This is a genomic window from Streptomyces sp. NPDC086147, assembly GCF_040702165.1.
Classification (GTDB): Bacteria; Actinomycetota; Actinomycetes; order Streptomycetales; family Streptomycetaceae; genus Streptomyces.
Genome location: NZ_JBFBJO010000006.1, coordinates 66,999 through 91,329, shown reverse-complemented (window position 1 = coordinate 91,329; position 24,331 = coordinate 66,999). Strand labels below are relative to the sequence as shown.

Sequence of the window (24,331 nt, the reverse complement as noted above, 5' to 3'; positions counted from 1 at the left end):
GGCGGTCCCACCTCTCCAAGAGGCCCGGCCCCGCCCGTCACTCCCTCAGCATCCCGATCCCGCCCGTCAGTTCGCGCAGGCAGTGGACCGCCAGGGCCGCCGGGGAGCCCTCGCCGCGCACCGGCGGCTCGCCCTCCGGCTCCGCCCAGCCCTCCAGGGCGATCCGGATCGCGTCCGTGGCCGCCGCCGCCACGAGCCGTACCTCCAGCGGGTCGGCGTCCGGCCCCGCGAGCCCGGCGAGGACCTCGCGCAGCCGCTCCTCCGACTCCTGGTTGACCCGGTACCAGACGGCCCGCAATGCGGGGTCCCCGGCGGCCGCGCGCAGCAGGCCCCGGGTCCTGCGCAGTTCCTCCTCGGCCTCCGCGTCCGCCGGGGTCAGCGACGCGGTGACGGACCGCTCCAGGGCGTCGGCCAGGGGCGTGCCCGGCGCGGTGGCGGCCAGGTCGGCGCGCCAGCGGTCGGCGCCGCCCGCGAGGAGCGGGGCGACGGCGTCCTGCTTGGAGCGGAAGTAGCGGTAGAAGGTGCGCAGCGCGACCCCGGCCCGCAGGGCGACGTCCTCGGCCGTGGTGTCGTCCGGGCCGCGCTCGGTGAACAGCTCGACGGCCGCGCGGGCGATGTCGAGCTGCGTGGCGGCCTTGCGGCGCTCCGTCAGGGAGGGGGCCCGGGAGGGCGTCTTGTCGCTCACCCACCCAGCGTACGCCCGCGACTGCCAAGCGTGCACGACGTGCAGACATGGCAAAACGTGCCACTTGGGCGTACGGTGACAGCGCTCCACCCGCGAAGCTCGCGAAGTCTGCGAAGCCCGTAAAGCCCGTAAAGCCCGTCATCGAGAGGCCCCCATGAACCACCTCACCCGTTACGAAGGACGCCGCGCGCTCGTCACCGGCGGCGGCTCCGGCATCGGCCAGGCCACCGTCCTGCGCGTGCTCGCCGAGGGCGGCCGGGTCGTCGCCGCCGACATCAGCGAGGACGGCCTCAAGGACACCGCCGACAAGGCCGGCGACGCCGCCGTCCGCCTCGCCACCGTCCTCCTGGACGTCGCCGACGAGGCCTCCGTACGGGCCGGCGTCGCCGCCGCCGTCGAGGCGCTCGGCGGCCTGGACGTCCTGGTCAACGCCGCCGGGATCCTGCGCTCCTCGCACACCCACGAGACCACCCTCGACGCCTTCGAGCAGGTGATCCGGACCAATCTCACCGGCACCTTCCTGGTGATACGCGAGGCGATCCCGGCCCTCCTGGAGGGCGACGGCCCGGCCGTCGTGAACTTCTCCTCCACCTCGGCGGCGTTCGCCCACCCGTACATGTCCGCCTACGCGGCCAGCAAGGGCGGCATCCAGTCCATGACCCACGCGCTCGCCGCCGAGTACGCCGGGCGGGGCATCCGCTTCACCGCCGTCCAGCCGGGCTCCATCTCCTCCGGCATGACCGACGGCACCGGCGCCAGCCGCCGTTCCGTGGGCCCCGGCCTCCCCGCCGACGCCGACATGGCGCTCTTCGTGAAGCTCGCCCCCGCCCTCGGGCAGGGCTTCGCCGGTCCCGAGACCGTCGCGGGCGTCGTCGCGATGCTGGCGAGCGAGGACGGCCGGTTCATCACCGGCACCGAGGTCCGCGTCGACGGCGGCACCCACTTCTGAGCGCGCCCGGGAGCCACCCGGTCACCGCGTCGTCACCGTCACCCCGCCCCGAAGCGCTCCCACAGCCGGGGGAAGCGGACCGCCAGGGCCTCGTCGTCCGCCAGGTCGAGCGGGGTCCCGAGCGGCTCGCCCCCCGGCATCGGAATGCCCAGGTCCGGCGTCTCGGCGCCGGTCAGCGCCTCGTACGCCTCGTCCGCCGCGAAACCGATCTCCTCGCCGTCCCCGTCGATCTCCACGTCGAAGTCGTCGAGCAGCTCCGCGAGCGCGTCCGGGTCGTGCACGGCCCCCTCGTACACCTCCCGGCCCTGGCCGATCAGCCAGCAGCGGAAGGAGTCGAAGACCTCCTCGCCCGCCCCGTCGAACAGCACGGCCGCCGCGCCCCACAGGTCCCAGAGGTACGCGCGGTTGTAGCGGGCCTCGAAGTGGCGCGCGTAGTCGAGCACCGAGTCGGGGTCCAGCCGGGTCAGCCGCTCCACCAGCAGGTCCGCCTGCTCCTCGGCGTCGCCCTCGGCGTCCTCCCGGGCGGCGTCGATGATCTTCCAGAACTCGGTCTCGTCCATCACGGGACCAGCATCCTGCCCCGGCGGGGACGACGCACCCGGAAAGCCGGAAATGAATCCGGACGGAATCCGGACAGAAGATGTCCGGCTTTCCTGCCAGGGTGAGTTCCATGAGCACCGAGACAACCGACAGCAAGCCCCTGCGCGGACGGATCTGCCTGGTCGCCGGGGCCACCCGGGGCGCCGGACGGGCCATCGCCGTCCAGCTCGGCACCGCCGGAGCCACCGTCTACGTCACCGGGCGCACCACCCGCGAGAAGGTCAGCGAGGTCGGCCGGACCACCGAGACCATCGAGGAGACCGCCGAACTGGTGACGGCCGCCGGCGGCGAGGGCGTCGCCGTCCCCACCGATCACCTGGAGCCCGACCAGGTCGCCGCCCTGATCGACCGGATCGACCGCGAGTGGGGCCGCCTCGACGTCCTCGTCAACGATATCTGGGGCGGCGAACACCTGGTCGTCGCCGGCTTCGGCAGGAAGATCTGGGAGGTGGACCTCGCCGACGGCCTGCGCATGCTGGAGCTGGGCGTGAAGAGCCACCTGATCACCAGCGCGGCCGCCGCCCCGCTGCTCACCCGGAACCCCGGCGGCCTCCTCGTCGAGGTCACCGACGGCACCCAGGAGTACAACGCCACCCGCTACCGCGAGAACGTCTACTACGACCTCGCCAAGAACGCCCCGATCCGGATGGCCTTCGGCCTCGCCCGCGAACTGGAGCCGTCCGGCGGCACGGCCGTCGCGCTCACCCCCGGCTGGCTCCGCTCGGAACAGATGCTGGACCACTTCGGCGTGACCGAGGAGAACTGGCGCGACGCCGCCGAGAAGCTTCCCGACTTCGCCGTCGCCGAGTCGCCGGTCTACGTCGGCCGCGCGGTCGCGGCCCTCGCCGCCGACCCCGACCGGGCCCGCTGGAACGGCCGCTCCCTCTCCAGCGGACAGCTCGCGAAGGAGTACGGCTTCACGGACGCGGACGGCTCGCGGCCGGACGCGTGGGGCTTCATCGTCGCCAAGGAGACGGACGAGGACGTGTCGGTGGACGACTACCGGTAGAACCCGGCGGGCTCTATCCGTACAGCCTCCCCAAGCCCCGTGCCGCCTCCGCGAACCGCTCCCGGAGCGCGGCCGGGGCCATGACCTCGGCCTCCGGGCCCAGGCCCAGGAGCTGCGCGAAGGCGACTTCCTCGTTCTCCACGCGCAGGGTCGCCCGGAGGCGGCCGTCGGCCCCGGCGGTGGCCGCCGCGAGCGCCTCCTCGGCCGCCGCCCGGTCCGTCACGTACGGCAGCCGCCGGGCCCCCTCCTCCGTGAGGAGCAGCACGGCCTCGGACCGGAGCAGGGAACGGGTGAACTCCAGGGAGCGGGCGGACCAGAACGCGGGCAGGTCGAAGTCCGGGTCCCGCTCGAAGCGCTCCCCGCCCACCGCCACCGCCGTGAACCGGTCCACCCGGTACGTACGGAACGAGCCGTCCGTCCACGCGCACGCGTACCAGACGCCCGCCTTCAGGACGAGTCCGTACGGCCGCAGCTCCCGCTCCACCTCCGTGCCGTCCCCACGCCGGTAGCGGACCCGGGCGCACCGGTCGTCCCAGACCGCCTCCGCGAGCGCGGGCAGCAGCTCCGGGGTCACCGGCTCCTGGTACCAGCCGGGCGCGTCCAGGTGGAAGCGCTGGGCCGCCGTGCGGGGCGCGTCCCGCAGCGAGGGGAGCAGCGCCGCCGACACCTTCAGGCGGGCCGCCGAGGCCGCGTCCTCCAGGCCCATGTCCCGCAGCGCGCCCGGCAGTCCGGACAGGAACAGCGCCTCCGCCTCGCCCCGGGCGAGCCCGGTCAGGCGGGTGCGGTAGCCGTCGACGAGCCGGTACCCGCCGGCCCTGCCCCGGTCCGCGTACACCGGCACCCCCGCCTCCGAGAGGGCGAGCGCGTCCCGGGCGACCGTCCGCTCCGACACCTCCAGCTCGGCGGCGAGTTCGGCCGCCGTCATCGAGGGACGGGACTGGAGCAGCAGGACCAACTTGATGAGGCGGGCGGCGCGCATGACTCCATCATGCGTGCCGCCCGCCCCGTCGGAACCGCGGGACCCTTACAGGCCGTAGCGCTCGCGCGCCTCCTTCACGGCCGACGCCTGCACCTCGCCGCGCCGCGCGAGCTGCGCGAGCGCCGCGACGACGATCGACTGCGCGTCGACGCCGAAGTGGCGGCGGGCCGCGTCGCGGGTGTCCGAGAGGCCGAAGCCGTCGGCGCCGAGCGAGGACCAGTCCTGCTCGACCCACTGCGCGATCTGGTCCGGGACCTGGCGCATGTAGTCGGAGACCGCGAGCACCGGACCCTCGGCGCCCGCCAGGGCCTCGCGTACGTACGGGATCCGCTCCTCGCCGCGCAGCAGCGCCGCGTCCGCCTCCAGGGCGTCGCGCCGCAGCTCCGTCCAGGAGGTCGCGGACCACACGTCGGCGGCCACGCCCCACTCGGCGGCGAGCAGCTTCTGCGCCTCCAGGGCCCAGTGGATGGCCGTGCCGGAGGAGAGGAGCTGGATCCGCGAGGGGTTCGCGGGCAGGTCGACCCCGGCGGACTCGGCCGTGTTGAAGCGGTACAGGCCCTTGACGATGCCCTCGTCGACCCCGGCCGGCTTGGCGGGCTGCGGCATCGGCTCGTTGTAGACCGTCAGGTAGTAGAAGACGTCCTGGTCCTCGCCCTCGGCGGCCTCGCCGTACATCCGGCGCAGACCCTCCTTGACGATGGCCGCGACCTCGTAGGCGAACGCCGGGTCGTACGTCAGGGCCGCCGGGTTGGTGGCCGCGATCACCGGCGAGTGCCCGTCGGCGTGCTGGAGGCCCTCACCGGTCAGGGTGGTGCGGCCGGCGGTCGCGCCGACGAGGAAGCCGCGGCCGAGCTGGTCGCCGAGCTGCCACATCTGGTCGGCGGTCCGCTGCCAGCCGAACATCGAGTAGAAGATGTAGAACGGGATCATCGCCTCGCCGTGCGTGGAGTACGCGGTGGAAGCGGCGATGAAGTCGGCCATCGAACCGGCCTCGGTGATCCCCTCGTTGAGGATCTGGCCGTTCTTGGCCTCCTTGTAGTACATCAGCTGGTCGCGGTCGACCGGCTCGTACGTCTGGCCCTTCGGCGAGTAGATGCCGAGCGAGGGGAAGAGGCTCTCCATGCCGAAGGTGCGGGCCTCGTCGGGGACGATCGGAACCCAGCGCTTGCCGGTCTCCTTGTCCCGGATCAGGTCCTTGACCAGGCGGACGAAGGCCATCGTGGTCGCCATCGACTGCGTGCCGGAGCCCTTGTCGAAGGCGGCGAACGACTTGTCGGCCGCGGCCGGCAGCGGGGCCAGCGGGTGGACGCGGCGGGCCGGGGCCGGACCGCCGAGGGCCGCGCGGCGCTCCTGGAGGTAGCGGACCTCGGGGGAGTCGGCGCCGGGGTGGCCGTAGGGCACCTGGCCGTCGGTGAACTGCGCGTCCGAGATGGGGAGTCCGAGGAGGTCCCGCATGTTCTTGAACTCGTCGGTGGAGAGCTTCTTCATCTGGTGGTTCGCGTTCTTCGACGCGAAGCCCTCACCGAGGGTGAAGCCCTTGACGGTCTGCGCGAGGATGACCGTCGGCGCGCCCTTGAACTCCAGGGCGGCCTTGTACGCGGCGTACACCTTGCGCGGCTCGTGGCCGCCGCGGGAGAGGTGGAAGCACTCCAGGATCTTGTCGTCGCTCAGCAGCTTCGCCATCTCGGCGAGCGCCGGCTCCTTGCCGAAGAAGTCCTGGCGGATGTAGGCGGCGTCGCGGGTCTGGTACGTCTGGACCTGCGCGTCCGGCACCTCGCGGAGGCGGCGGACCAGGGCGCCGGTGGTGTCGAGCGCGAACAGCTCGTCCCAGGCGTTGCCCCACAGCGACTTCACGACGTTCCAGCCGGCGCCGCGGAACTGGGCCTCCAGCTCCTGCACGATCTTGAAGTTGGCGCGGACCGGGCCGTCGAGGCGCTGGAGGTTGCAGTTGATGACGAAGGTCAGGTTGTCCAGACCCTCGCGGGCCGCGAGCGCGAGGGCCGCAGTCGACTCGGGCTCGTCCATCTCGCCGTCGCCGAGGAACGCCCACACGTGCGAGGCGGAGACGTCCTTGATGGCGCGGTTGGTCAGGTAGCGGTTGAAGCGCGCCTGGTAGATCGCGGAGAGGGGGCCCAGACCCATGGAGACGGTCGGGAACTCCCACAGCCAGGGGAGGCGGCGCGGGTGCGGGTAGGAGGGCAGGCCGTTGCCGCCGGACTCCTGCCGGAAGTTGTCGAGGTGCGCCTCGTTCAGGCGTCCGTCGAGGAAGGCGCGGGCGTAGATGCCGGGGGAGGCGTGGCCCTGGATGTAGAGCTGGTCGCCGGAGCCGGGGGCGTCCTGCGACTCCTTGCCCTTGAAGAAGTGGTTGAAGCCCGTCTCGTACAGCCAGGCCGCGGAGGCGAAGGTGGCGATGTGGCCGCCGACGCCGTACTTGGAGCCGCGGGAGACCATCGCGGCCGCGTTCCAGCGGTTCCACGCGGTGATCTTCCGCTCCATCTCCTCGTCGCCGCCGAACTCGGTGACCGAGGGCTCGGCGGAGGTGGGGATGGTGTTGACGTAGTCCGTCTCCAGCAGCTTGGGGAGGGCGAGGCCCGCGCCCTCGGCGTGCTGGAGCGTGCGGCGCATCAGGTAGGCGGCCCGGTGGGGGCCGGCGGCCTTGGTGACGGCGTCCAGGGAGGCCGCCCACTCGGCGGTCTCCTCGGTGTCACGGTCCGGGAGCTGGTCGAGCTCGCTCGGAATCTTGCCTACGGGATCGGTCATGATCGCCGCCTTCCGGACAGGTGGGGGTGAAGATGGGGCCTTGTCTGGCAGGACAGGGCGGAGGGCCGGGTGTGGCCCGCCGAAGACTGTAAACCGGCGATCGATGATCGATCAAAGGGTTGAAGGCGAAAACCTCTTCGGATCGAGAAAGTCGGCACAGGGTGCCGCGAAAAGGGGCACCCGGTGCCTTGTTTTCGCAGGTAGGGGCGGCTTTCTGAGGGGGTGCGCGCACGGATGAGCGGGCCGCGGGGACGCGGTCGGACGGGCGGGTCCGGGCGACCGGACAGGAAGAGCGTGCGAACAGGTGTGCGGATAGTCGTACGGGCAGGCGTATGGGAAGTCGTACGGGCAGGAGTGCGGGCGGGCGTACGGGCGGGCGTACGGGCACGGAAAAGCGGGCCCCGGAAAGGGACCCGCTCGGAGGGACGGCGGCGGCGTCAGGCGCGCGGCGCGCAGCCCAGGACGTGCGCCTTCACCAGCGCGCCGATGTTCGGGTCGCCCCGCCGGAAGGCCTCCACCAGCTCCTGGTGCTCCTCCGCGTACGACTTCTGGACCGTGCCCAGCCAGCGGATCGAGAGGGCCGTGAAGACCTCGATGCCGAGCGTCTCCCAGGTGTGCAGCAGCACGGCGTTCCCGGCCGCCTTCACCAGCTCCCGGTGGAAGGCCACCGTGTGCCGCACCTGCGCCGTCCCGTCCGAGGCCGCGTCCGCCTCGTACAGGGCCGCCACGTGCGGTTCCAGGGCCGAGCAGTCCGCCGAGAGCCGCCCGGCCGCCAGCTCGGCCGCGATCTGCTCCAGACCGGCGCGTACGGGGTAGCTCTCCTCCAGGTCGGCCGCGGTGAGGTTGCGGACCCGGACGCCCTTGTTGGGCGCCGACTCGATCAGCCGCAGCGACTCCAGCTCGCGCAGCGCCTCGCGGACCGGGGTCTGGCTGACCTCCAGCTCGGTCGCGATCCGGCGCTCCACGATCCGCTCGCCCGGCTTCCAGCGGCCGCTGACGATCCCCTCCACGATGTGCTCGCGGATCTGTTCGCGCAGCGAGTGGACGACGGGGACGGTCATGAAGGGCTCCTCGGGGAGTGTTGACCCTTAGACAATACGGCGGCGCCCCCGTCCGGAAACACTTCCGGACGGGGGCGCCGCAGGTGAGGCTCGTTACGTTGCGGACGGGCCGGAGCCCGCCCGCACGCGACTACAGGCCGAGGTCGCCCTCGAACTCGCCGGCCTCCAGGATCGCCTTGACGGCCGTCAGGTAGCGGGCGGCGTCGGCGCCGTCCACCAGACGGTGGTCGTAGGACAGCGCGACGTACGTCATGTCGCGGATCGCGATCGTCTCGCCCAGGTCCGGGTGGTCGATCACGACGGGACGGCGCACGGTGGCGCCGATGCCCAGGATGGCGACCTGGTTCGGGGGCACGATGATCGTGTCGAACAGCGCGCCGCGCGAACCGGTGTTGGAGATGGTGAAGGTCGCGCCGGCCAGGTCGTCCGGCGTGATCTTGCCGCCGCGCACGGCGCCGGCCAGCTCCGCGGTCTTCTTCGAGATGCCGGCGATGTTGAGGTCGCCCGCGCTCTTGATGACCGGGGTCATCAGACCCTTCTCGGAGTCCACCGCGATACCGATGTTCTCGGTGTCGAAGTAGGTGATCGTGCCCTCGTCCTCGTTGATCCGGGCGTTGATGACCGGGTGGGCCTTCAGCGCCTGGGCCGCCGCCTTCACGAAGAACGGCATCGGGGAGAGCTTGACGCCCTCACGGGCGGCGAAGGCGTCCTTGGCGCGGGCGCGCAGCTTCATCAGCTTGGTGATGTCGACCTCGACGACCGAGGTCAGCTGGGCCTGGCCGTGCAGCGCCTTCATCATGTTGTCGCCGATGACCTTGCGCATGCGGGTCATCTTGACGGTCTGGCCGCGCAGCGGGGAGGTCTCCAGGGACGGAGCCTTCGGGGCGGACGCGGCCGGGGCGGCGGCGGCCGGAGCCGGAGCCTTCTTGGCCTCGGCCGCCGCGAGGACGTCCTGCTTGCGGATGCGGCCGCCGACGCCGGAGCCCTTGACGGACGCCAGGTCGACACCGTTCTCGGTGGCGAGCTTGCGGACCAGCGGGGTCACGTACGCGCCGTCCTCGGCCGGGGCCGGGGCGGACGGGACGGGGGTGACCACGGCCGGGGCGATCGACGGGGCGGCCTGGGCCGGAGCGGCCGGAGCCGGGGCCTGGGCGGCCGGAGCCGGAGCCGGAGCCGGGGCGGCGGGAGCGGCCGGGGCGGGAGCCTCCTGCGCCGGGGCGGCCGGGGCCGCCGGAGCCGCGGGGGCCTCCTCCTGCTTCGGGGCCGGAGCGGCCTCGGGGGCCGGGGCCTCCTGGGCCGGGGCGGCGGCCGGAGCCGAACCCGCGGCGCCGATGACGGCCAGCTTGGCGCCGACCTCGGCGGTCTCGTCCTCGTTGACGACGATCTCCAGGAGGACACCGGAGGCCGGGGCCGGGATCTCGGTGTCGACCTTGTCCGTGGAGACCTCGAGCAGCGGCTCGTCGGCCTCGACGGTCTCGCCGACCGACTTCAGCCAGCGGGTGACGGTGCCCTCGGTGACCGACTCGCCCAGGGCGGGCAGCACGACGTCGGTGCCCTCGGCGGAACCGCCGCCGGAGGTGGCCTCGGCCGTCGGGGCCGGGGCGGGCTGCTCGGTCTCGGTGGACGGCTCGGCCTGCGGGGCCTCCTGAGCCGGGGCCTCCTGAGCCGGGGCCTCCTGCGCCGGAGCGGACTCGGCGGCCGGGGCCTCGGCCCCGGCGGAGTCGCCGGAGCCGTCGTCGATGATGGCCAGCTCGGCGCCGACCTCGACCGTCTCGTCCTCGGCGACCTTGATGGAGGCCAGGATGCCCGAGGCGGGGGCGGGGATCTCGGTGTCGACCTTGTCGGTCGAGACCTCGAGCAGCGGCTCGTCGGCCTCGACGCGCTCGCCCTCGGCCTTGAGCCAGCGGGTGACGGTGCCCTCGGTGACGCTCTCGCCGAGCGCCGGCAGGGTTACGGAAACCGACATGGTTTCAGTTGCTCCTAACGAATTGCGGAAAGTGGTCGTCGCGCCCTGGGATGACGTGAGCGTCAGTCGTGGGAGTGCAGCGGCTTGCCGGCCAGGGCCAGGTGGGCCTCGCCGAGCGCCTCGTTCTGCGTCGGGTGGGCGTGGATGAGCTGCGCGACCTCGGCCGGCAGCGCCTCCCAGTTGTAGATCAGCTGCGCTTCGCCGACCTGCTCGCCCATGCGGTCACCGACCATGTGGACGCCGACCACGGCACCGTCCTTGACCTGGACGAGCTTGATCTCGCCCGCGGTCTTCAGGATCTTGCTCTTGCCGTTGCCCGCGAGGTTGTACTTCAGGGCCACGACCTTGTCCGCGCCGTAGACCTCCTTGGCCTTCGCCTCGGTGATGCCGACGGAGGCGACCTCGGGGTGGCAGTACGTCACCCGCGGCACGCCGTCGTAGTCGATCGGGACGGTCTTCAGACCGGCCAGGCGCTCGGCGACGAGGATGCCCTCGGCGAAGCCGACGTGCGCGAGCTGGAGGGTCGGGACGAGGTCGCCCACGGCCGAGATCGTCGGCACGTTGGTGCGCATGTACTCGTCGACCACGACGTAGCCGCGGTCCATCGCGACGCCCTGCTCCTCGTAGCCGAGGCCGGCGGAGACCGGGCCGCGGCCGATGGCGACCAGGAGGACCTCGGCCTCGAAGGTCTTGCCGTCGGCCAGGGTGACCTTGACGCCGTTGTCGGTGTACTCGGCGGACTGGAAGAAGGTGCCGAGGTTGAACTTGATGCCGCGCTTGCGGAACGCGCGCTCAAGAAGCTTCGAGCTGTTCTCGTCCTCGACCGGCACCAGGTGCTTCATGCCCTCGATGACGGTGACGTCGGTGCCGAAGGACTTCCACGCCGAGGCGAACTCGACGCCGATGACGCCGCCGCCCAGGATGATCGCGGACTCCGGGACCCGGTCCAGGGTCAGCGCGTGGTCCGAGGTGATGATCCGGTTGCCGTCGATCTCCAGACCGGGCAGCGACTTCGGCACGGAACCCGTGGCGAGCAGGACGTGGCGCCCCTGGACGCGGCGGCCGTCCACGTCGACGGAGGTCGGGGAGGAGAGGTGACCCGTGCCCTCGATGTAGGTCACCTTGCGGGAGGCGACGAGACCCTGCAGACCCTTGTAGAGGCCCGCGATCACGTCGTCCTTGTACTTGTGCACGCCCTTGATGTCGATGCCCTCGAAGGAGGCCTTGACACCGAACTGCTCCGCCTCGCGCGCCTGGTCGGCGACCTCGCCGGCGTGGAGCAGGGCCTTCGTCGGGATGCAGCCGTTGTGCAGGCAGGTGCCGCCGAGCTTGTTCTTCTCGATCAGTGCGACGTCCAGGCCCAGCTGCGCTCCGCGCAGCGCCGCGGCGTAACCGCCGCTACCGCCGCCGAGGATCACTAGGTCGAAAACGGTGCTGGCGTCGTTCGCCACGTCACGTCCTCCATGCATGTGCGCTCGTCGCCGGTCGTCCATGACCGGGCGGCGGCTGGTGTTCGGCCGCTATATTTTCGGCCCTGTGATGGGGGCCCTGTCCTGCCGAGAACCCATCTTCGCACTTGTTGACGGATGGCGGGACGCGGGGCCGCCCTCCGAGACGGCCGATCGTCCGTACGGAGGGTCCCGGACGGTGCGCGGGCCCGCGGATTCCGTCGCGGTCGCGTCGGGAGCGAACGGGATCGTACGGACCGGACCGGGGCGAACGGGGTCGTACGGGGGCGAACGGGGACGGCCCCGGGCACGCAGCCCGGGGCCGTCCCCGTCGCACGGGTCACACGGTGCTCAGAGCTCGCCCTCGGCGGCCCGCTCGGCCAGGCGCACCAGGGTGCGGACCGAGGAACCGGTGCCGCCCTTGGGGGTGTAGCCGTACGGGGCGCCCTCGTGGAAGGCCGGGCCCGCGATGTCCAGGTGGGCCCAGGTGATGCCCTCGCCCACGAACTCCTGGAGGAAGAGGCCGGCGACCAGGCCGCCGCCCATCCGCTCGCCCATGTTCGCGATGTCGGCGGTGGGGGAGTCCATGCCCTTGCGCAGGTCCGCCGGGAGCGGCATCGGCCAGGACGCCTCGCCGACCTCCTCCGCGATCTCGTGGATCGTGGAGCGGAACTCGTCGTCGTTGGCCATGATGCCGAAGGTGCGGCTGCCGAGCGCCATCATCATCGCGCCGGTCAGGGTCGCCACGTCGACGATCGCGTCCGGGTGCTCCTCGGAGGCGCGGGTCAGCGCGTCGGCCAGGACCAGGCGGCCCTCGGCGTCGGTGTTCAGGACCTCGACGGTCTTGCCGCTGTACATGCGCAGCACGTCACCCGGGCGGGTGGCGGAGCCGGACGGCATGTTCTCGGCGAGCGCCAGCCAGCCGGTGACGTTGGCCTCCAGGCCGAGGCGGGCCGCGGCGACGACGGTGGAGAACACGGCGGCGGCGCCGCTCATGTCGCACTTCATCGTCTCGTTGTGACCGGCCGGCTTCAGGGAGATGCCGCCCGAGTCGTAGGTGATGCCCTTGCCGACCAGGGCGAGGGTCTTCTCCGCCTTCGGGTGGGTGTAGGCGACGCGGACCAGGCGCGGCGGGTTCTCCGATCCGGCGCCGACGCCGAGGATGCCGCCGTAGCCGCCCTTGGCGAGCGCCTTCTCGTCGAGGACCTGGACCTTGAGGCCGTGCTCCTTGCCGGCGGTCTGCACCGCGGCGGCGAAGGCGGCCGGGGTCAGGTCGTTCGGCGGGGTGTTGATCAGGTCGCGGGCGCGGTTGATCTCCTCCGCGACGGCCTGGGCGCGCTCGGCGGCGGCCTTGTGGGCCTTGTCGCGCGGCTTGGCGCCGAGCAGGGCGACCTCGGCGAGCGGCCGCTTCGCGTCCTTGCCGACCTCCTGGTACGCGGTGAAGGCGTACGCGCCGAGCAGGGCGCCCTCCGCGACGGCGGAGACGGCGTCGGCGTCGGCGACCGGCAGGGCGAACGCGGCCTTCTTCGAGCCGAAGAGCGCGCGGGCGGCGGTGCCGGCGGCGCGGCGCAGGGTCTCCGTGCCGAACGCCTCGCCGTCCTCGGGCGCACCGCCCAGGCCGACGGCCAGGACGACGGGGGTCTTGAGGCCGGCGGGGGCGGGCAGCTTCGTCGCCTCACCCTCGGCACCCGAGGCGCCCAGGGTCTCCAGGACGGCGGCGAGCCGGCCCTCGAAGGCCTTGTCGACGGCCTCGGCGCCCGGGGCGACGATCAGCTCCTTCCCGGACTTGGCGACGCCGACGACCAGGGCGTCGGCGCGCAGCGTCGCCGCGCCGGCAGTGCTGAGAGTGAGAGCAGTCACGGTGGTGAATTCTCGCTTCCATTGAGTTCTGTGGCGGTCGAGGGATGGGCCGACCGTGCCCGCCGCATCGTATTTCGGCCCGGAGAGCGCCGGGAACGAGCCTACGCTCGCTCACCCGGTTCGCTCACGGCGACGTTGATTCACTCATCCGTGGTGTCTCTTTCATGTTTACCGGCCAAAGTCGAAGAGCTCCCTCCACACTCGCCTCAATCACGCAAGGGCGACGCCCTCGCCTTCGCGCCATCTGCGACATCTTCACAGGCCCGCCCGGTCCCGTCCCGGCCCGGCACGGTCCTGCAGAGGGGGGAAACCACCGATGGAATCCGGCCGAATCCGTATGCCCGGAAACACGTCCCGCACCGCCCCGGACGACCGCGCCCCGTCCCGCGGCGCGTCCCGCATAGCCCGCACGGCGGCCCTCGCCGCCGCCGCGCTCGTCGCCACCGTCGTGCCCTCCGCGCAGGCCGCCACCGCCCCGGCGCCCCGCGTCGACCTCACCGTCCTCGTCGTCGACGACGGCGGCAGCGCGGTCGGGGCGATCACCGCCGAGCTGAAGGGCTCCGGCGTCCCGTACCGCAGGATCGACCTCAACGACCCGAACCGGCCGGTCGTGAACCAGGCCTTCCTCAGCGAACCCTCCGACAGCGCGACCGGGCGGCCCCGCGCCAAGTACCAGGGCGTCGTCCTGCCCCACGAGACCGCCTTCGGCCCCGACTCCGCCGAGCAGACCGCGCTCCGGGCGTACGAGCGGACCTTCGGGATCCCGCAGGTCGACGCCTACACCTGGTCGCACCCGGGCGTCGGCCTCGACTACACCAGTGAGGGCGGCACGTCCGGCGTCCTCGACGGGATCACCACCTCCGTCACCGCCGCCGGCAAGGCGGGCCCCTTCCGCTACCTCGCCGGCTCGCTCACCTTCGAGGACAACGACCCGACGGTCGCCGAGAGCTACGGCTACGCGGGCCGCCCCCGCGCCGGCTACACCAGCTACCTCGACGTCCCCGTCGACGGCGGCGGCCGGGCCAGCCTCGTCGGCGAGTACACCGCCGACGGGCGCCGCGAACTCGTCGTCACCTTCGCCTACAACCAGTACCAGCGGCAGTTCCGGGCCCTCGCCCGCGGCATCGTCGAATGGCTCACCCAGGGCATCCACCTCGGGCAGAGCCGCAACTACCTCTCGGTCCACGTCGACGACGTCTTCGCCCCCGACGCCCGCTGGGACTCCGTGCGCGACTGCACCCCGGGCGACTTCGACTGCGTCGGCGACGACGGCGAGGGCGCGGACCCGATCCGCATGACCGCCGCGGACGCCCAGTACGCCGCCGCCTGGCAGAAGGCCTCCGGCTTCACCCTCGACATGGTCTACAACGGCGGCCAGGGCGAGCAGTGGAAGACCGAGCACGGCGGCTCCGACCCGCTCGCCGACCGGCTCGTCGCCGACCGCGCCCAGTACCGGTGGATCAACCACACCTACACCCACCCCTTCCTCGGCTGCGTCCAGGACACCACCGTCGTGCCCTGGCGGTGCGCCGCCGACGCCAGGGGCAACACCCTCTGGGTGAGCCGCGCCGAACTGTCCGCGCAGATCCGCGACAACCACGACTGGGCCGTCCGCAAGGGCATCTCCGTCGACCGCTCCGAACTCGTCACCGGCGAGCACTCCGGCCTGAGGACCCTGCCCCAGCAGCCCGTCGACAACCCCCACCTCGCCGGCGCGCTCGCCGACAACGGCGTGAAGTGGATCGCGAGCGACAACTCCCGCGAGCCGCAGCAGCGCACGGTCGGCACCTCCTCCGGCGCCGCGAGGACCGTGCCCCGCCACCCCATGAACGTGTACTACAACGTGGGCACCGCCGCCGAGATGGCCGACGAGTACAACTGGGTCTACACCTCCCGCGCCGACGGCGGCAGCGGCATCTGCGAGTCCAACCCGGCCTCCACCTGCCTGCCCGCCCCGCTGCCCGTCGCCACCGGCTACGCCGACCACATCGTCCCGCAGGAGGCGCGCATCGCGCTCTCCCACGTCCTCGGCAACGACCCGCGCCCGCACTACGTGCACCAGTCCAACCTGGCCGAGGAGCGACTCCTCTACCCCGTCCTCGACCGCGTACTGGCCGACTACCAGGGCCTGTTCGCGCCCTCCGCGCCCCTGGTCAACCCGGCCCAGCGGGACGTCGGCACCGAACTGACCCGCCGCGCCGCCTGGGACCAGGCCCTCGCCGCCGGGAAGGTCACCGCCTACCGGATCGGCACCACCGTCACCGTCAAGGCGCCCTCCGGCGTCACCGCGCCCGTGACCGCCCCCGAGGGCACCCGCAAGAAGCTGCTCCTCGGCACCAGCGCCTTCGGCACGGCCTACGCCGGCACCCGCTCCGCCTGGACCTCGCCCGAACTGCTCCAGAGCGCCGTCACCCTCACGATCCCGACCACCTGACCCAGCACGTTCCGGGGGGAACCGAACATGCCGAGCAGTGGCCGCCACGTCACCATGCTCACCGAAGGCACCTATCCGCACGTCCACGGCGGGGTCAGCACCTGGTGCGACCAGCTCGTCCGGGGCATGCCCGAGGTGGACTTCGACATCCTGGCCCTCACCGGCAGCGGACGGGAGCCCGTCACCTGGGACCTGCCGTCCAACGTCGTCCGGCACACCGCGTTCCCCCTCTGGGGCCCCTCCCGGGGCCCGGCCGCGCCCGTCCGCGCGCGCCGGGCCCCGCGGGGGCGGGACCGCCGCCGCTTCCTCGACACCTACGAACGCCTCCTGCTCTCCCTGCTCGACCCGGGGACCGGCTACGACTTCGGCACGAGCCTGTACGAGTTGGCGGCCCTCGCCCGGCGGGGACGGCTCACCGCCGCCCTCCGCTCCGAGGCCGCCCTGCGCTCCCTGATGTGGACGTGGGCCATGCCGCACCTGCCGACGCGCGCGGCCCGGCCCACCGTCCACGACGCCCTCACCGCCACCGACCTGCTCGAACACGCCCTGCGCCCGCTCGCCGCCCGGATATCCCCCGGCGGTGTGGCGCACGCCGTCTCCAGCGGCCTCGCCACCCTGCCGGCCCTCGCCGCGCAGCACTTCGAAGGGGTCCCCTTCCTGCTGACCGAACACGGCATCTACCTGCGCGAGCGGTACCTCGGCTACCGCACCGAGACGCAGCCCTGGCCCGTCAAGGCCCTGATGCTCGCCTTCTACCGCGAGCTCAACTCCCTCGGCTACCGCAAGGCCGACCTCATCACCCCCTGCAACCAGTACAACCGGCGCTGGGAGGAGCGCGGCGGCGCCCCCGCCGACCGCATCCGCACCGTCTACAACGGCGTCGACCCGGCCCTCTTCCCCGAGGCCGGCCCCGAGCCCGAGATCCCCACCCTCAGCTGGTGCGGGCGCGTCGACCCCATCAAGGACCTGGAGACCCTGATCCGGGCGTACGCGATCTGCCGCGCCGAACTCCCCGCGCTGCGGCTGCGGTTGTTCGGCCCGGTGCCCGCCGGGAACGAGGACTACCGGACCCGCCTGGAGAAGCTCGCCGCCGAACTGGGCGTCACCGACGGCGTCGCCTTCGAGGGCCGCGTCTCCGACGTGCCCTCGGCCTACGCGGCCGGCAGCGTGGTCGTGCTCTCCTCCATCAGCGAGGGCTTCCCCTTCTCCCTCATCGAGGCCATGTCCTGCGGCCGCGCGACCGTCTCCACGGACGTCGGAGGGGTGCGGGAGGCCGTCGGCGACACCGGGATCGTCGTCCCGCCCCGCGAACCCGCCGTCATGGCCGCCGCCCTCTCGGCGCTCCTGGCCGACGGCGCCCGCCGCGCCGAACTGGGCCGCCTGGCCCGGCAGCGGGTCGTCGACCGCTTCACCCTGAACCGCTCGGTGGACGGCTTCCGCCGCATCTACCGCGAACTGGCGGGCGCGGGCCCGTCCCCCCGCCCCGACCGGCCCGCCCCGGAGCTCCGGACGGTCCGGGTCCCCGCCGTCCGCCGCACCCCGGCGGCCCTCGTGGCGGGAGGCACCCCGGCATGAGCGGCTCCCTCTGGCTGAAGCCCCCGAGGGAGGGGGGCACCCTCCCGGCGATCCCGAGACCCCGCCGGGAGGAGACGCCGAGGACCCGGGAGGCGGGGAGGGCCCCGGACCCGGGCCTCGCCCCCGACCCCCTCGACGAACTCGCCGAGCGGCTCGACGGGTTCGTCGCCGCCGCCGTGCACCCCGACGAGGTGGCCGCGCTCCTGGAGTCCGACGGCATGACCGACGACCACATCCGGCTCACCTACGGCCGCGCCGACTCCTTCGCCCTCGCCGAGGACCTCTACGCGCGCGTGGAGCGGCGCCACCCCGCACCGCAGGCGCCGCCCGCCGGGCCCCGGCTCGGGGGGCTCGCGGACTGCCTCCTGCGCGGGCTCGTCTTCGCGCTGCCCGGCCTCGCGTACGTCCTGGCCGCCCCGCTGCTCGCGGGGGAGCACGGCCGGTTCGGGCTCCCCGGCGGAACGGTTCCGCTGCTCGCCGGGGCCGTCACCGGCTGGGTCTGGAACCAGGCCCTGTCCCACCGCGCGTACACCTGGCTCGGACTCGGCGACCGGCCCGCCGCCGCCCGCGCCCTGCTCATCGGCGCGCCCCCGGGCGCCCTCGCCGGGACGGGCGTCGCCCTCGCCGTCGCCGCGCCCGGCGAGACCCCGGCCGCCGTCTTCGCCGCCGGACAGGCGCTCTACCTCGCCGCCGCGACCGCCCTCCTGGTCCTCGGCCGCGAACGGGCCCTGCTCGGCGCCCTGGTGCCGCTCGCCGGGGCCGTCCCCGCCTTCCGCTGGGACCTGCCCGACCCCCTGCGGGCCGGACTCCTCCTCGCCTCCCTCGCCGCCACGACCGCCCTCGCCGCGCTCGCGCTCCGGCCGGGCCTGCGGCGGGCGGCGGCGGGACGCGGCGGGCCCCCGCGCGCGGCCTCGCTCCCGTACGGGCTCTTCGGCCTCGGCAGCGGCCTGCTCGTCCTGCACGCGGGCGTCGGCTCCACCCCGGTGGGCGGCGCGGGGGCCGTCGTCGCGCTCACCCTCTCCATGGGACCCGCCGAATGGCTGCTGCACCGCTTCCGGGGCGAGAGCCTGACCCGGCTGCGGATCCTCACCACCGCCCGCGAGTTCCGGCGGGCGGCCACCGGCACCCTCGTCCTCTGCCTCGGGAGCTACCTCACCGTCCTCACCGCCCTCGCCCTCGCCGTGACCCTGCTCTGGCCGGGGGCGCCCCGGCCGGCCCTCCCGCACCTGCTCGCCCTGCTCCTCGTCGGGACCGCGCTCTGGCTCGGGCTGCTGCTCCAGGCCTTCGGCGCGGTGCTCGGCGCCGCCACCGTCTGCCTGCTGGCGGCGGCCGCGCAGACCGCGCTGCCCGCGGCGGGCCCGGCGGCGACCGGGGGAGCGGCGGCCGTGCTCGCCGTCCTCACCTGTGTTCTGCTGGTACGACCGACCGCCCACCGCTAGGGAACGCGATGACGACCCCGTCCCTCCTGGTGCCGTTCTACGAGCACCCGGCCGAACGCCCCGAGGCCTGGGCGGCGCTCGTCGGCGCGGCACCCTCCCTGTACGGCGTCGTCCTCAACCCGGCGAGCGGCGCGGGCCCGGCGCCCGACCCGGCGTTCGCCGGGGCCGCCGGGCGGCTGCGGGAGGCCGGTGTCCGGGTCCTCGGCTACGCGGACACGGCCTACGGGCGCCGCCCGCAGGCCGAGGTCGTCGCCGAACTGCTGCGCCACCGCGACTGGTACGGCGCCGACGGCGCCTTCCTGGACCAGGTGGCGACCGTGCCCGGGGCCCTCGCCCACTACCGCCGGATCGCGGTCGCCGCCCGGGCCGCCGGGGCCGCGACCCTGGTCTTCAACCACGGGGCCCACCCGGACCCCGGCTACGAGGCCCAGGCCGACCTGCTCGTCACCTTCGAGGGCCCCTGGGACACCTACCGCACCCTCGACCTGCCGGTCGCCGCCCACTACTGCCACCTGGTCTACGCCGCCCCCGCCGGGTTCCGCCCCGCCACCCCGGTGCACTGCGCGGTACCCGGCGCGGGCGCGCACCCCTGGGGGACCCTCCCGCACCTCCCGGAGCCCGCCCGATGAGACGCCCGCTCGCCCTGCTCGCGGGGCTGCTGCTCCTCGCCACCGCCTGCACGGCGGCCCCCGACCCCGCCCCCGACGCCAAGCGGGCGGAGGAGCGCTGGCGGCCGAAGCCCGGCCTCGCCTGGCAGTGGCAGCTCAGCGGCCGGCTCGACCCGACGGTCGACGTCCCCGTGTACGACATCGACGGCTTCGACCACCCGGCGTCCGCCGTGAAGGACCTGCACGCCCGGGGCCGCAAGGTGATCTGCTACCTCTCCACCGGTGCCTGGGAGGACTTCCGTCCGGACGCCGGCCGCTTCCCGAAGGCCGTGCTCGGCGGGGGCAACGGCTGGAAGGGCGAGCGCTGGCTCGACATCCGCCGCACCGACGTCCTCGGCCCCCTGATGGCCGAACGCCTCGACATGTGCCGCGACAAGGGCTTCGACGCCGTCGAGCCCGACAACATGGACGGCTACAAGAACCGCACCGGCTTCCCGCTCACCGCCGCCGACCAGCTCCGCTACAACCGCCTGATCGCCCGTCTGGCCCACGAGCGCGGACTCGCGGTCGGCCTCAAGAACGACCTCGACCAGATCCCGGAACTCCTCCCGGACTTCGACTTCGCGGTCAACGAGCAGTGCGCCCAGTACGAGGAGTGCGACCGGCTCACCCCGTTCGTGAAGGCGGGCAAGGCCGTCTTCCACGTCGAGTACGAGCTGACGACCGCGCGGTTCTGCCCGCAGTCCCGGCGCCTCGGCCTCGACTCCATGCTCAAGAAGTACGAGCTCGGGGTCTGGCGCAGGCCCTGCTGAGGCCGGTCAGCCCAGCGTCAGCGCCATCAGGGCCGCCGTCGCCGCCGTCTCCTCCACCGCGCCGAACACGTCGCCCGTGACCCCGCCGAACCGGCGCACGCACCGGCGGAGCAGCAGCGCCGCCGCGCCCAGGGCGGCGCCGGCCGCCAGGACGTTGCGGACCGCGTCGTACGGGGAGAGCAGCAGGCCCGCCCCGGCGGCCAGGACCAGGAAGGCGCCGGTCACCAGGGTCGCGGAGCGCACCGGGACCGTCGCGGCGACGATCGCGCCGAGCCCCTCGGGCCGGGCCGCCGGGACGCCGTGGCGGGAGGCGTGGGTGAGGGCGAGGCGGGCGACGGTGGAGGCGAGGACGGCGGCGGTGACGCCGTGCGCCCAGCCCTCCTCGTACAGGTGGGAGAGCGCGGCGACCTGGGCGAACAGGACGAGGACCACGGCGATCACGCCGAACGGGCCGATGTCCGACTGCTTCATGATGCGCAGCGCGTCCTCGGCCGGCTTGGCGCTGCCGAGGCCGTCGGCGGTGTCGGCGAGGCCGTCGAGGTGGAGGCCCCGGGTGAGGACGGCGGGCACGGCGGCGGTGACGACGGCCGCGAGCAGCGGGCCCGAGCCGAGCAGCAGGAACGCTCCGCCGAGCGCGGCCGAGGCCAGGCCGACGGTCACCCCGGCGAGCGGGGCGCAGAGCATGCCGGCGCGCGCCGCGTCCCGGTCCCAGCGGGTGATGCGGGCGGGAAGCACCGTGAGGGTGCCGAAGGCGAAACGCAGGCCGTCCATCCGGGCAGGGTAATCGCCGGTTCCGGACGGTAGATTGCGCATACCGTACATTTCGGAAGGGGGTGGCATGGGTCACTGGTTCTCGCGGAACATCCTCGAACCGGGGAAGCTCCCGCTGCTCCTCGCCCTGACCTCATTTGTCGTGACGTTCCTGGTCACACGGACCATCACCCGTCTCATCCGGGCGGGAAAGGGCCCCTTCGGGAACGTCTCCTCGGGCGGGCTCCACATCCATCATGTCGTGCCCGGCGTCGTCCTCTCCGTCATCGGCGGCTTCGGCGCGGTGGGCAGCGGACGGCACGGCGTCGGCGCCGCCGTCTTCGCCGTCGTCTTCGGGATCGGCGCGGGACTCGTTCTGGACGAGTTCGCGCTGATCCTCCACCTCGACGACGTGTACTGGAGCGAGGACGGCCGCAAGAGCGTTGAGGTGGTCGTGCTCACCGCGGCCCTGGTCATGCTCACCCTGAGCGGCTTCTCGCCGCTCGGCGTCAACGACGTGACCGAGGAGGAGCGCCAGGACCGGGCCGCCTTCATCGCCACGATCGTGCTCAACTTCCTCTTCATCCTGGTCAGTCTGGTGAAGGGGAAGTTCCGGATAGCCGTGATGGGGGTCTTCGTCCCCTTCGTGGCGCTCGTCGGCGCCGTCCGGCTGGCCCGCCCCGGCTCCTGGTGGTCCAAGCGCTTCTACCGCCGCCGCCACCGGGCCAGGGCCCGTTCCCGGATCCGCACGTACCGCCACGACCGGCGCTGGACCAAGGTGCGCCGCCGCTTTCAGGACCTGATCGGCGGCTTCCAGGAGCGGGTCTCGGGACCCGGCTCGACCCCGCCCTGACGCCGTTCGCGCCGGGAGACGACCGCGATCAGGACGAGGGCGGCGGCGATGGCCGCCAGGTGCTCCTTGCCCGCCAGGTTCGGCTTCACGACCACCTCCACGACCATCGCGAGGACGACGAGACCGCCGGTCCAGCGGGCGCGGTGGCGCCAACAGACGTAGACGGCGAGGCCCACGACGGCCGCCGACGGGCCGGTGTCGACCACCAGGGCGTCGGAGGCCGGCAGGCCGAACGGGCTGTCCGGGCCGATCGCGATGCCCACGCGCGCGTAGAGGGTGCCGGCCAGCGTCGACAGATAGGCGACGGCGAGCGTCCGCCGGCGCCCGAGACAGATCTCGGCGATCCCGAACACCAGCAGCACCTGTGCGAGGGCGCCCCAGACGGGCAGGTCGAGCGCGGGCACGAAGAGCGAGAGGGGGGTGCGGAGCAGCGCGAGCCAGAGCGGGTCCTCGGCCCGTACGAAACCGATGTCGTGGACCGGTCCGTAGCCCCAGTCCTGGTTCTGCACCACCTGGAACAGGGACGTGAGGCAGACCGCCGCCAGCGTCATGGGTATCGCCCGCCACCGCTTCGTGACGAGCGCCGTCCGCACGGCGGTGAACAGCGGGCCCCACTCGCGGCGGGCGAACCCCCGGACGCCACCGGCCCGCGATGCCCCTCCCCGGGAGGTCCCGCCCCGGGAGGTCCCGCTCAACGCCCGCCCTCCAGGTGTCTGCGGTGCAGCCACTTCGGCAGCCCCGGGGCCTCCAGGAACCCTTCGGCCCGTCCGGCGGCCAGGCCGATGCGCAACAGGTCGGCGCTCTTCTCGAAGAGCATGAATCGGGGCTCCCAGATCGGTCGGTACTTGGCGTTGGCGCGGTACAGCGACTCGATCTGCCACCACCGGGAGAAGAAGCTGAGCAGCGAACGCCACATCCGCAGCACCGGCCCCGCCCCGAGCTTCGAGCCGCGTTCGAAGACGGAGCGGAACATCGCGAAGTTCAGCGAGACCTGAGTGATCCCGATCTCCTCGGCGCGCTGGAGGAGTTCGATGACCATGAACTCCATCAGGCCGTTCTCGGACTCCCGGTCGCGGCGCATCAGGTCGAGCGAGAGCCCCTTCGGCCCCCACGGCACGAACGACAGCAGGGCTCGCAGCTCGCCCTCGGCGTCGGTGCACTCCAGCATCACGCAGCGCCCGTCCCCCGGGTCGCCGAGCCGGCCGAGCGCCATCGAGAAGCCGCGCTCGGTCGCCCCGTCCCGCCAGTCGTCCGCCTTGCGCACCAGCGCGGCCATCTCCTCGGCGGGGATGTCCTCGTGGCGCCGGATCCGGACCTCGTACCCGGCCCGCTTGACCCGGTTGAAGGCCTGCCGGACCGTCCGCATGGCCCGTCCGTCGAGCGTGAACTCGTCGGTCTCCACGATGGCCTCGTCGCCCAGCTCCAGGGCGTCCAGGCCGTGCCGGGCGTAGATCGTCCCGGCCTCCTCGCCCGCGCCCATCACCGCCGGGATCCAGCCGTGCTCGCGCGCCTCGGCCAGCCAGGGCTCGATGGCGCCCGGCCAGGCCTCGGGGTCCCCGATCGGATCGCCGGAGGCCAGCGAGACCCCGCCGACCACCCGGTAGACGACGGCCGCCTTCTCGCTCGGCGACCACACCACGCTCTTCTCGCGGCGCAGCGCGAAGTAGCCCAGCGAGTCGCGGTCCCCGTGCCGGTCGAGCAGGGCCCGCAGCCGCTCCTCGTCCTTCCGGGTCAGCGGGTCGACGGCCCGGCGGGAGCGGAAGGCGGCGAAGAGCACCGCGCACAGCAGCAGCGTGGACAGGACGTTGATGGTGACGTCGACCCAGCCGGGGGGCGCGATCCCGGGGAACCGCGAGTCGTCGGAGGCGAGCGTGACGAGCCGCATCAGGCCGTAGCGCCAGCGGTCCGGGAAGGTGGAGTGCGCCGACGACGAGGGGGCGGTGTTGGTGACGGTCACCAGGAGGGCGGCGAGCAGCGAGGTGACGAGCAGTCCGCCGACCGCCACGACCGCGGCGAGCAGCGGGTTGGAGCGGTCGCCCTTCGCGTAGAACTCCTTGCGGCCGAGCAGCAGCGCGAGGACGAAGGCGGCGGTCAGGACCAGCGAGACCCAGTTCTGGGCGTGTCCCCGGACCTCGGGGAAGAGCATCACCAGGGCGAAGAGCAGCAGGAAGAGGCCGCCGAGCACCAGGTTGAGGATCCACGCGGCCCGTTTGCGGCGGCGCATGGTGATCGCCAGGAAGAGCGTGAAGAGCCCCGAGGCGAAACCGGCCGTGAGCAGGTACGGCGTGAAGTAGTCGTCCTCGTTGTGCCGGCGCAGGTCCTGGCCGAACGAGACCCAGACGGCGCTCAGGAAGTTGATGAACGTGACGACGCGCAGGTACCAGACGGCGAACGCGGCGCCGCGCCGTGAACGGGCGGTGGTGCCCCGGGGCGTGCCTTCGGCGGACAAACGGACCTCTCCCATGAAAAGCGATCATATGGGGCACCGTCGGTCGTGCGGCGACGCCGGAGGCGGCCGCACGCGCGTCGCGTGCGGCCGCCCC

At 73.2% G+C, this 24,331-nt stretch carries 19 protein-coding genes; 8 read left to right on the top strand and 11 right to left on the bottom strand.

The features are described 5' to 3' along the window. Nucleotides 1–37: 37 nt before the first annotated feature. A complete protein-coding gene (locus tag AB0398_RS15760; protein WP_366375395.1) occupies nt 38–685 on the bottom strand; it encodes a TetR family transcriptional regulator in 648 nt (215 codons plus the stop codon). A gap of 154 nt (nt 686–839) precedes the next feature. On the opposite strand from AB0398_RS15760, the gene AB0398_RS15755 reads away from it, so the two are divergent. Next, on the top strand, nt 840–1,634 hold the full coding sequence (locus tag AB0398_RS15755; protein ID WP_366375393.1) for an SDR family NAD(P)-dependent oxidoreductase: 795 nt from the start codon (nt 840–842) through the stop codon (nt 1,632–1,634). Nucleotides 1,635–1,672: 38 nt separating this feature from the next. Here AB0398_RS15755 and AB0398_RS15750 read toward each other — a convergent pair whose 3' ends face one another. Then, nucleotides 1,673–2,194, bottom strand: coding sequence for a DUF4240 domain-containing protein (locus AB0398_RS15750; RefSeq protein WP_366375865.1), 522 nt, complete (start codon nt 2,192–2,194; stop codon nt 1,673–1,675). A gap of 110 nt (nt 2,195–2,304) precedes the next feature. On the opposite strand from AB0398_RS15750, the gene AB0398_RS15745 reads away from it, so the two are divergent. Continuing rightward, nucleotides 2,305–3,243 carry an SDR family oxidoreductase gene (locus AB0398_RS15745; protein WP_366375391.1) on the top strand — a complete coding sequence of 313 codons (939 nt, stop codon included), beginning with the start codon at nt 2,305–2,307 and terminating at the stop codon, nt 3,241–3,243. Nucleotides 3,244–3,256: 13 nt separating this feature from the next. On the opposite strand, the gene AB0398_RS15740 is transcribed toward AB0398_RS15745, so the two are convergent. The 6 genes from AB0398_RS15740 to AB0398_RS15715 form a co-directional block, all read right to left on the bottom strand. Then, nucleotides 3,257–4,222: a YafY family protein gene (locus AB0398_RS15740; protein WP_366375389.1), complete on the bottom strand. Its 966-nt coding sequence runs from the start codon at nt 4,220–4,222 to the stop codon at nt 3,257–3,259. A 45-nt stretch (nt 4,223–4,267) separates the two neighbouring features. Beyond that, complete coding sequence (gene aceE, locus AB0398_RS15735) at nt 4,268–6,982, bottom strand: pyruvate dehydrogenase (acetyl-transferring), homodimeric type (RefSeq protein WP_366375387.1); 2,715 nt, start codon at nt 6,980–6,982, stop codon at nt 4,268–4,270. 437 nt (nt 6,983–7,419) lie between these two features. Then, nucleotides 7,420–8,043: a GntR family transcriptional regulator gene (locus AB0398_RS15730; RefSeq protein ID WP_030205765.1), complete on the bottom strand. Its 624-nt coding sequence runs from the start codon at nt 8,041–8,043 to the stop codon at nt 7,420–7,422. 130 nt (nt 8,044–8,173) lie between these two features. Further along, the gene (gene sucB, locus AB0398_RS15725) at nt 8,174–10,009 is read right to left on the bottom strand and encodes a 2-oxoglutarate dehydrogenase, E2 component, dihydrolipoamide succinyltransferase (protein ID WP_366375385.1); all 1,836 of its coding nucleotides are present in this window, start codon (nt 10,007–10,009) and stop codon (nt 8,174–8,176) included. Between the two features lie 62 nt (nt 10,010–10,071). Next, nucleotides 10,072–11,460, bottom strand: a complete 1,389-nt coding sequence (gene lpdA, locus AB0398_RS15720) for a dihydrolipoyl dehydrogenase (RefSeq protein ID WP_366375383.1) — start codon at nt 11,458–11,460, stop codon at nt 10,072–10,074. A 348-nt stretch (nt 11,461–11,808) separates the two neighbouring features. Further along, nucleotides 11,809–13,317 (bottom strand): leucyl aminopeptidase, encoded by a 1,509-nt coding sequence (locus AB0398_RS15715; RefSeq protein WP_366375381.1) that lies wholly within the window; start codon nt 13,315–13,317, stop codon nt 11,809–11,811. Between the two features lie 337 nt (nt 13,318–13,654). On the opposite strand from AB0398_RS15715, the gene AB0398_RS15710 reads away from it, so the two are divergent. Genes AB0398_RS15710 through AB0398_RS15690 form a run of 5 tightly spaced genes read left to right on the top strand, consistent with a single transcriptional unit; the run spans nt 13,655 to nt 20,185 of the window. Further along, nucleotides 13,655–15,751 carry a hypothetical protein gene (locus tag AB0398_RS15710; protein ID WP_366375379.1) on the top strand — a complete coding sequence of 699 codons (2,097 nt, stop codon included), beginning with the start codon at nt 13,655–13,657 and terminating at the stop codon, nt 15,749–15,751. Between the two features lie 27 nt (nt 15,752–15,778). Further along, nucleotides 15,779–17,326: a GT4 family glycosyltransferase PelF gene (gene pelF, locus AB0398_RS15705; RefSeq protein WP_366375377.1), complete on the top strand. Its 1,548-nt coding sequence runs from the start codon at nt 15,779–15,781 to the stop codon at nt 17,324–17,326. Beyond that, nucleotides 17,323–18,765, top strand: coding sequence for a hypothetical protein (locus tag AB0398_RS15700; RefSeq protein ID WP_366375375.1), 1,443 nt, complete (start codon nt 17,323–17,325; stop codon nt 18,763–18,765). The genes pelF and AB0398_RS15700 overlap by 4 nt, the downstream gene beginning before the upstream one ends. An 8-nt stretch (nt 18,766–18,773) precedes the next feature. Further along, nucleotides 18,774–19,394, top strand: coding sequence for a spherulation-specific family 4 protein (locus AB0398_RS15695; RefSeq protein WP_366375373.1), 621 nt, complete (start codon nt 18,774–18,776; stop codon nt 19,392–19,394). After that, a complete protein-coding gene (locus tag AB0398_RS15690) occupies nt 19,391–20,185 on the top strand; it encodes an endo alpha-1,4 polygalactosaminidase (protein ID WP_366375372.1) in 795 nt (264 codons plus the stop codon). Before AB0398_RS15695 ends, AB0398_RS15690 begins: the two co-directional genes overlap by 4 nt. Before the next feature lie 6 nt (nt 20,186–20,191). Here AB0398_RS15690 and AB0398_RS15685 read toward each other — a convergent pair whose 3' ends face one another. Continuing rightward, the gene (locus tag AB0398_RS15685; protein ID WP_366375370.1) at nt 20,192–20,998 is read right to left on the bottom strand and encodes an adenosylcobinamide-GDP ribazoletransferase; all 807 of its coding nucleotides are present in this window, start codon (nt 20,996–20,998) and stop codon (nt 20,192–20,194) included. Between the two features lie 25 nt (nt 20,999–21,023). Between AB0398_RS15685 and AB0398_RS15680 the strand changes: the two genes are divergently transcribed. Beyond that, nucleotides 21,024–21,788, top strand: coding sequence for a hypothetical protein (locus tag AB0398_RS15680; RefSeq protein WP_366375368.1), 765 nt, complete (start codon nt 21,024–21,026; stop codon nt 21,786–21,788). On the opposite strand, the gene AB0398_RS15675 is transcribed toward AB0398_RS15680, so the two are convergent. Both AB0398_RS15675 and AB0398_RS15670 read right to left on the bottom strand, forming a co-directional pair. Then, the gene (locus AB0398_RS15675; protein ID WP_366375366.1) at nt 21,728–22,483 is read right to left on the bottom strand and encodes a hypothetical protein; all 756 of its coding nucleotides are present in this window, start codon (nt 22,481–22,483) and stop codon (nt 21,728–21,730) included. The two genes, AB0398_RS15680 and AB0398_RS15675, sit on opposite strands and share 61 nt — an antisense overlap. Beyond that, nucleotides 22,480–24,252 carry a phosphatidylglycerol lysyltransferase domain-containing protein gene (locus AB0398_RS15670; protein WP_366375365.1) on the bottom strand — a complete coding sequence of 591 codons (1,773 nt, stop codon included), beginning with the start codon at nt 24,250–24,252 and terminating at the stop codon, nt 22,480–22,482. Before AB0398_RS15670 ends, AB0398_RS15675 begins: the two co-directional genes overlap by 4 nt. Nucleotides 24,253–24,331 lie beyond the last annotated feature (79 nt).

What these genes read in the sequence shown, in the direction of transcription:
- AB0398_RS15755 (WP_366375393.1), top strand. Translation starts at nt 840, where the DNA reads ATGAACCACCTCACCCGTTACGAAGGACGCCGCGCGCTCGTCACCGGC.
- AB0398_RS15750 (WP_366375865.1), bottom strand. Translation starts at nt 2,194, where the DNA reads ATGGACGAGACCGAGTTCTGGAAGATCATCGACGCCGCCCGGGAGGAC.
- AB0398_RS15745 (WP_366375391.1), top strand. Translation starts at nt 2,305, where the DNA reads ATGAGCACCGAGACAACCGACAGCAAGCCCCTGCGCGGACGGATCTGC.
- AB0398_RS15740 (WP_366375389.1), bottom strand. Translation starts at nt 4,222, where the DNA reads ATGCGCGCCGCCCGCCTCATCAAGTTGGTCCTGCTGCTCCAGTCCCGT.
- aceE (WP_366375387.1), bottom strand. Translation starts at nt 6,982, where the DNA reads ATGACCGATCCCGTAGGCAAGATTCCGAGCGAGCTCGACCAGCTCCCG.
- AB0398_RS15730 (WP_030205765.1), bottom strand. Translation starts at nt 8,043, where the DNA reads ATGACCGTCCCCGTCGTCCACTCGCTGCGCGAACAGATCCGCGAGCAC.
- sucB (WP_366375385.1), bottom strand. Translation starts at nt 10,009, where the DNA reads ATGTCGGTTTCCGTAACCCTGCCGGCGCTCGGCGAGAGCGTCACCGAG.
- AB0398_RS15710 (WP_366375379.1), top strand. Translation starts at nt 13,655, where the DNA reads ATGCCCGGAAACACGTCCCGCACCGCCCCGGACGACCGCGCCCCGTCC.
- pelF (WP_366375377.1), top strand. Translation starts at nt 15,779, where the DNA reads ATGCCGAGCAGTGGCCGCCACGTCACCATGCTCACCGAAGGCACCTAT.
- AB0398_RS15700 (WP_366375375.1), top strand. Translation starts at nt 17,323, where the DNA reads ATGAGCGGCTCCCTCTGGCTGAAGCCCCCGAGGGAGGGGGGCACCCTC.
- AB0398_RS15695 (WP_366375373.1), top strand. Translation starts at nt 18,774, where the DNA reads ATGACGACCCCGTCCCTCCTGGTGCCGTTCTACGAGCACCCGGCCGAA.
- AB0398_RS15690 (WP_366375372.1), top strand. Translation starts at nt 19,391, where the DNA reads ATGAGACGCCCGCTCGCCCTGCTCGCGGGGCTGCTGCTCCTCGCCACC.
- AB0398_RS15685 (WP_366375370.1), bottom strand. Translation starts at nt 20,998, where the DNA reads ATGCGCAATCTACCGTCCGGAACCGGCGATTACCCTGCCCGGATGGAC.
- AB0398_RS15680 (WP_366375368.1), top strand. Translation starts at nt 21,024, where the DNA reads ATGGGTCACTGGTTCTCGCGGAACATCCTCGAACCGGGGAAGCTCCCG.
- AB0398_RS15670 (WP_366375365.1), bottom strand. Translation starts at nt 24,252, where the DNA reads ATGGGAGAGGTCCGTTTGTCCGCCGAAGGCACGCCCCGGGGCACCACC.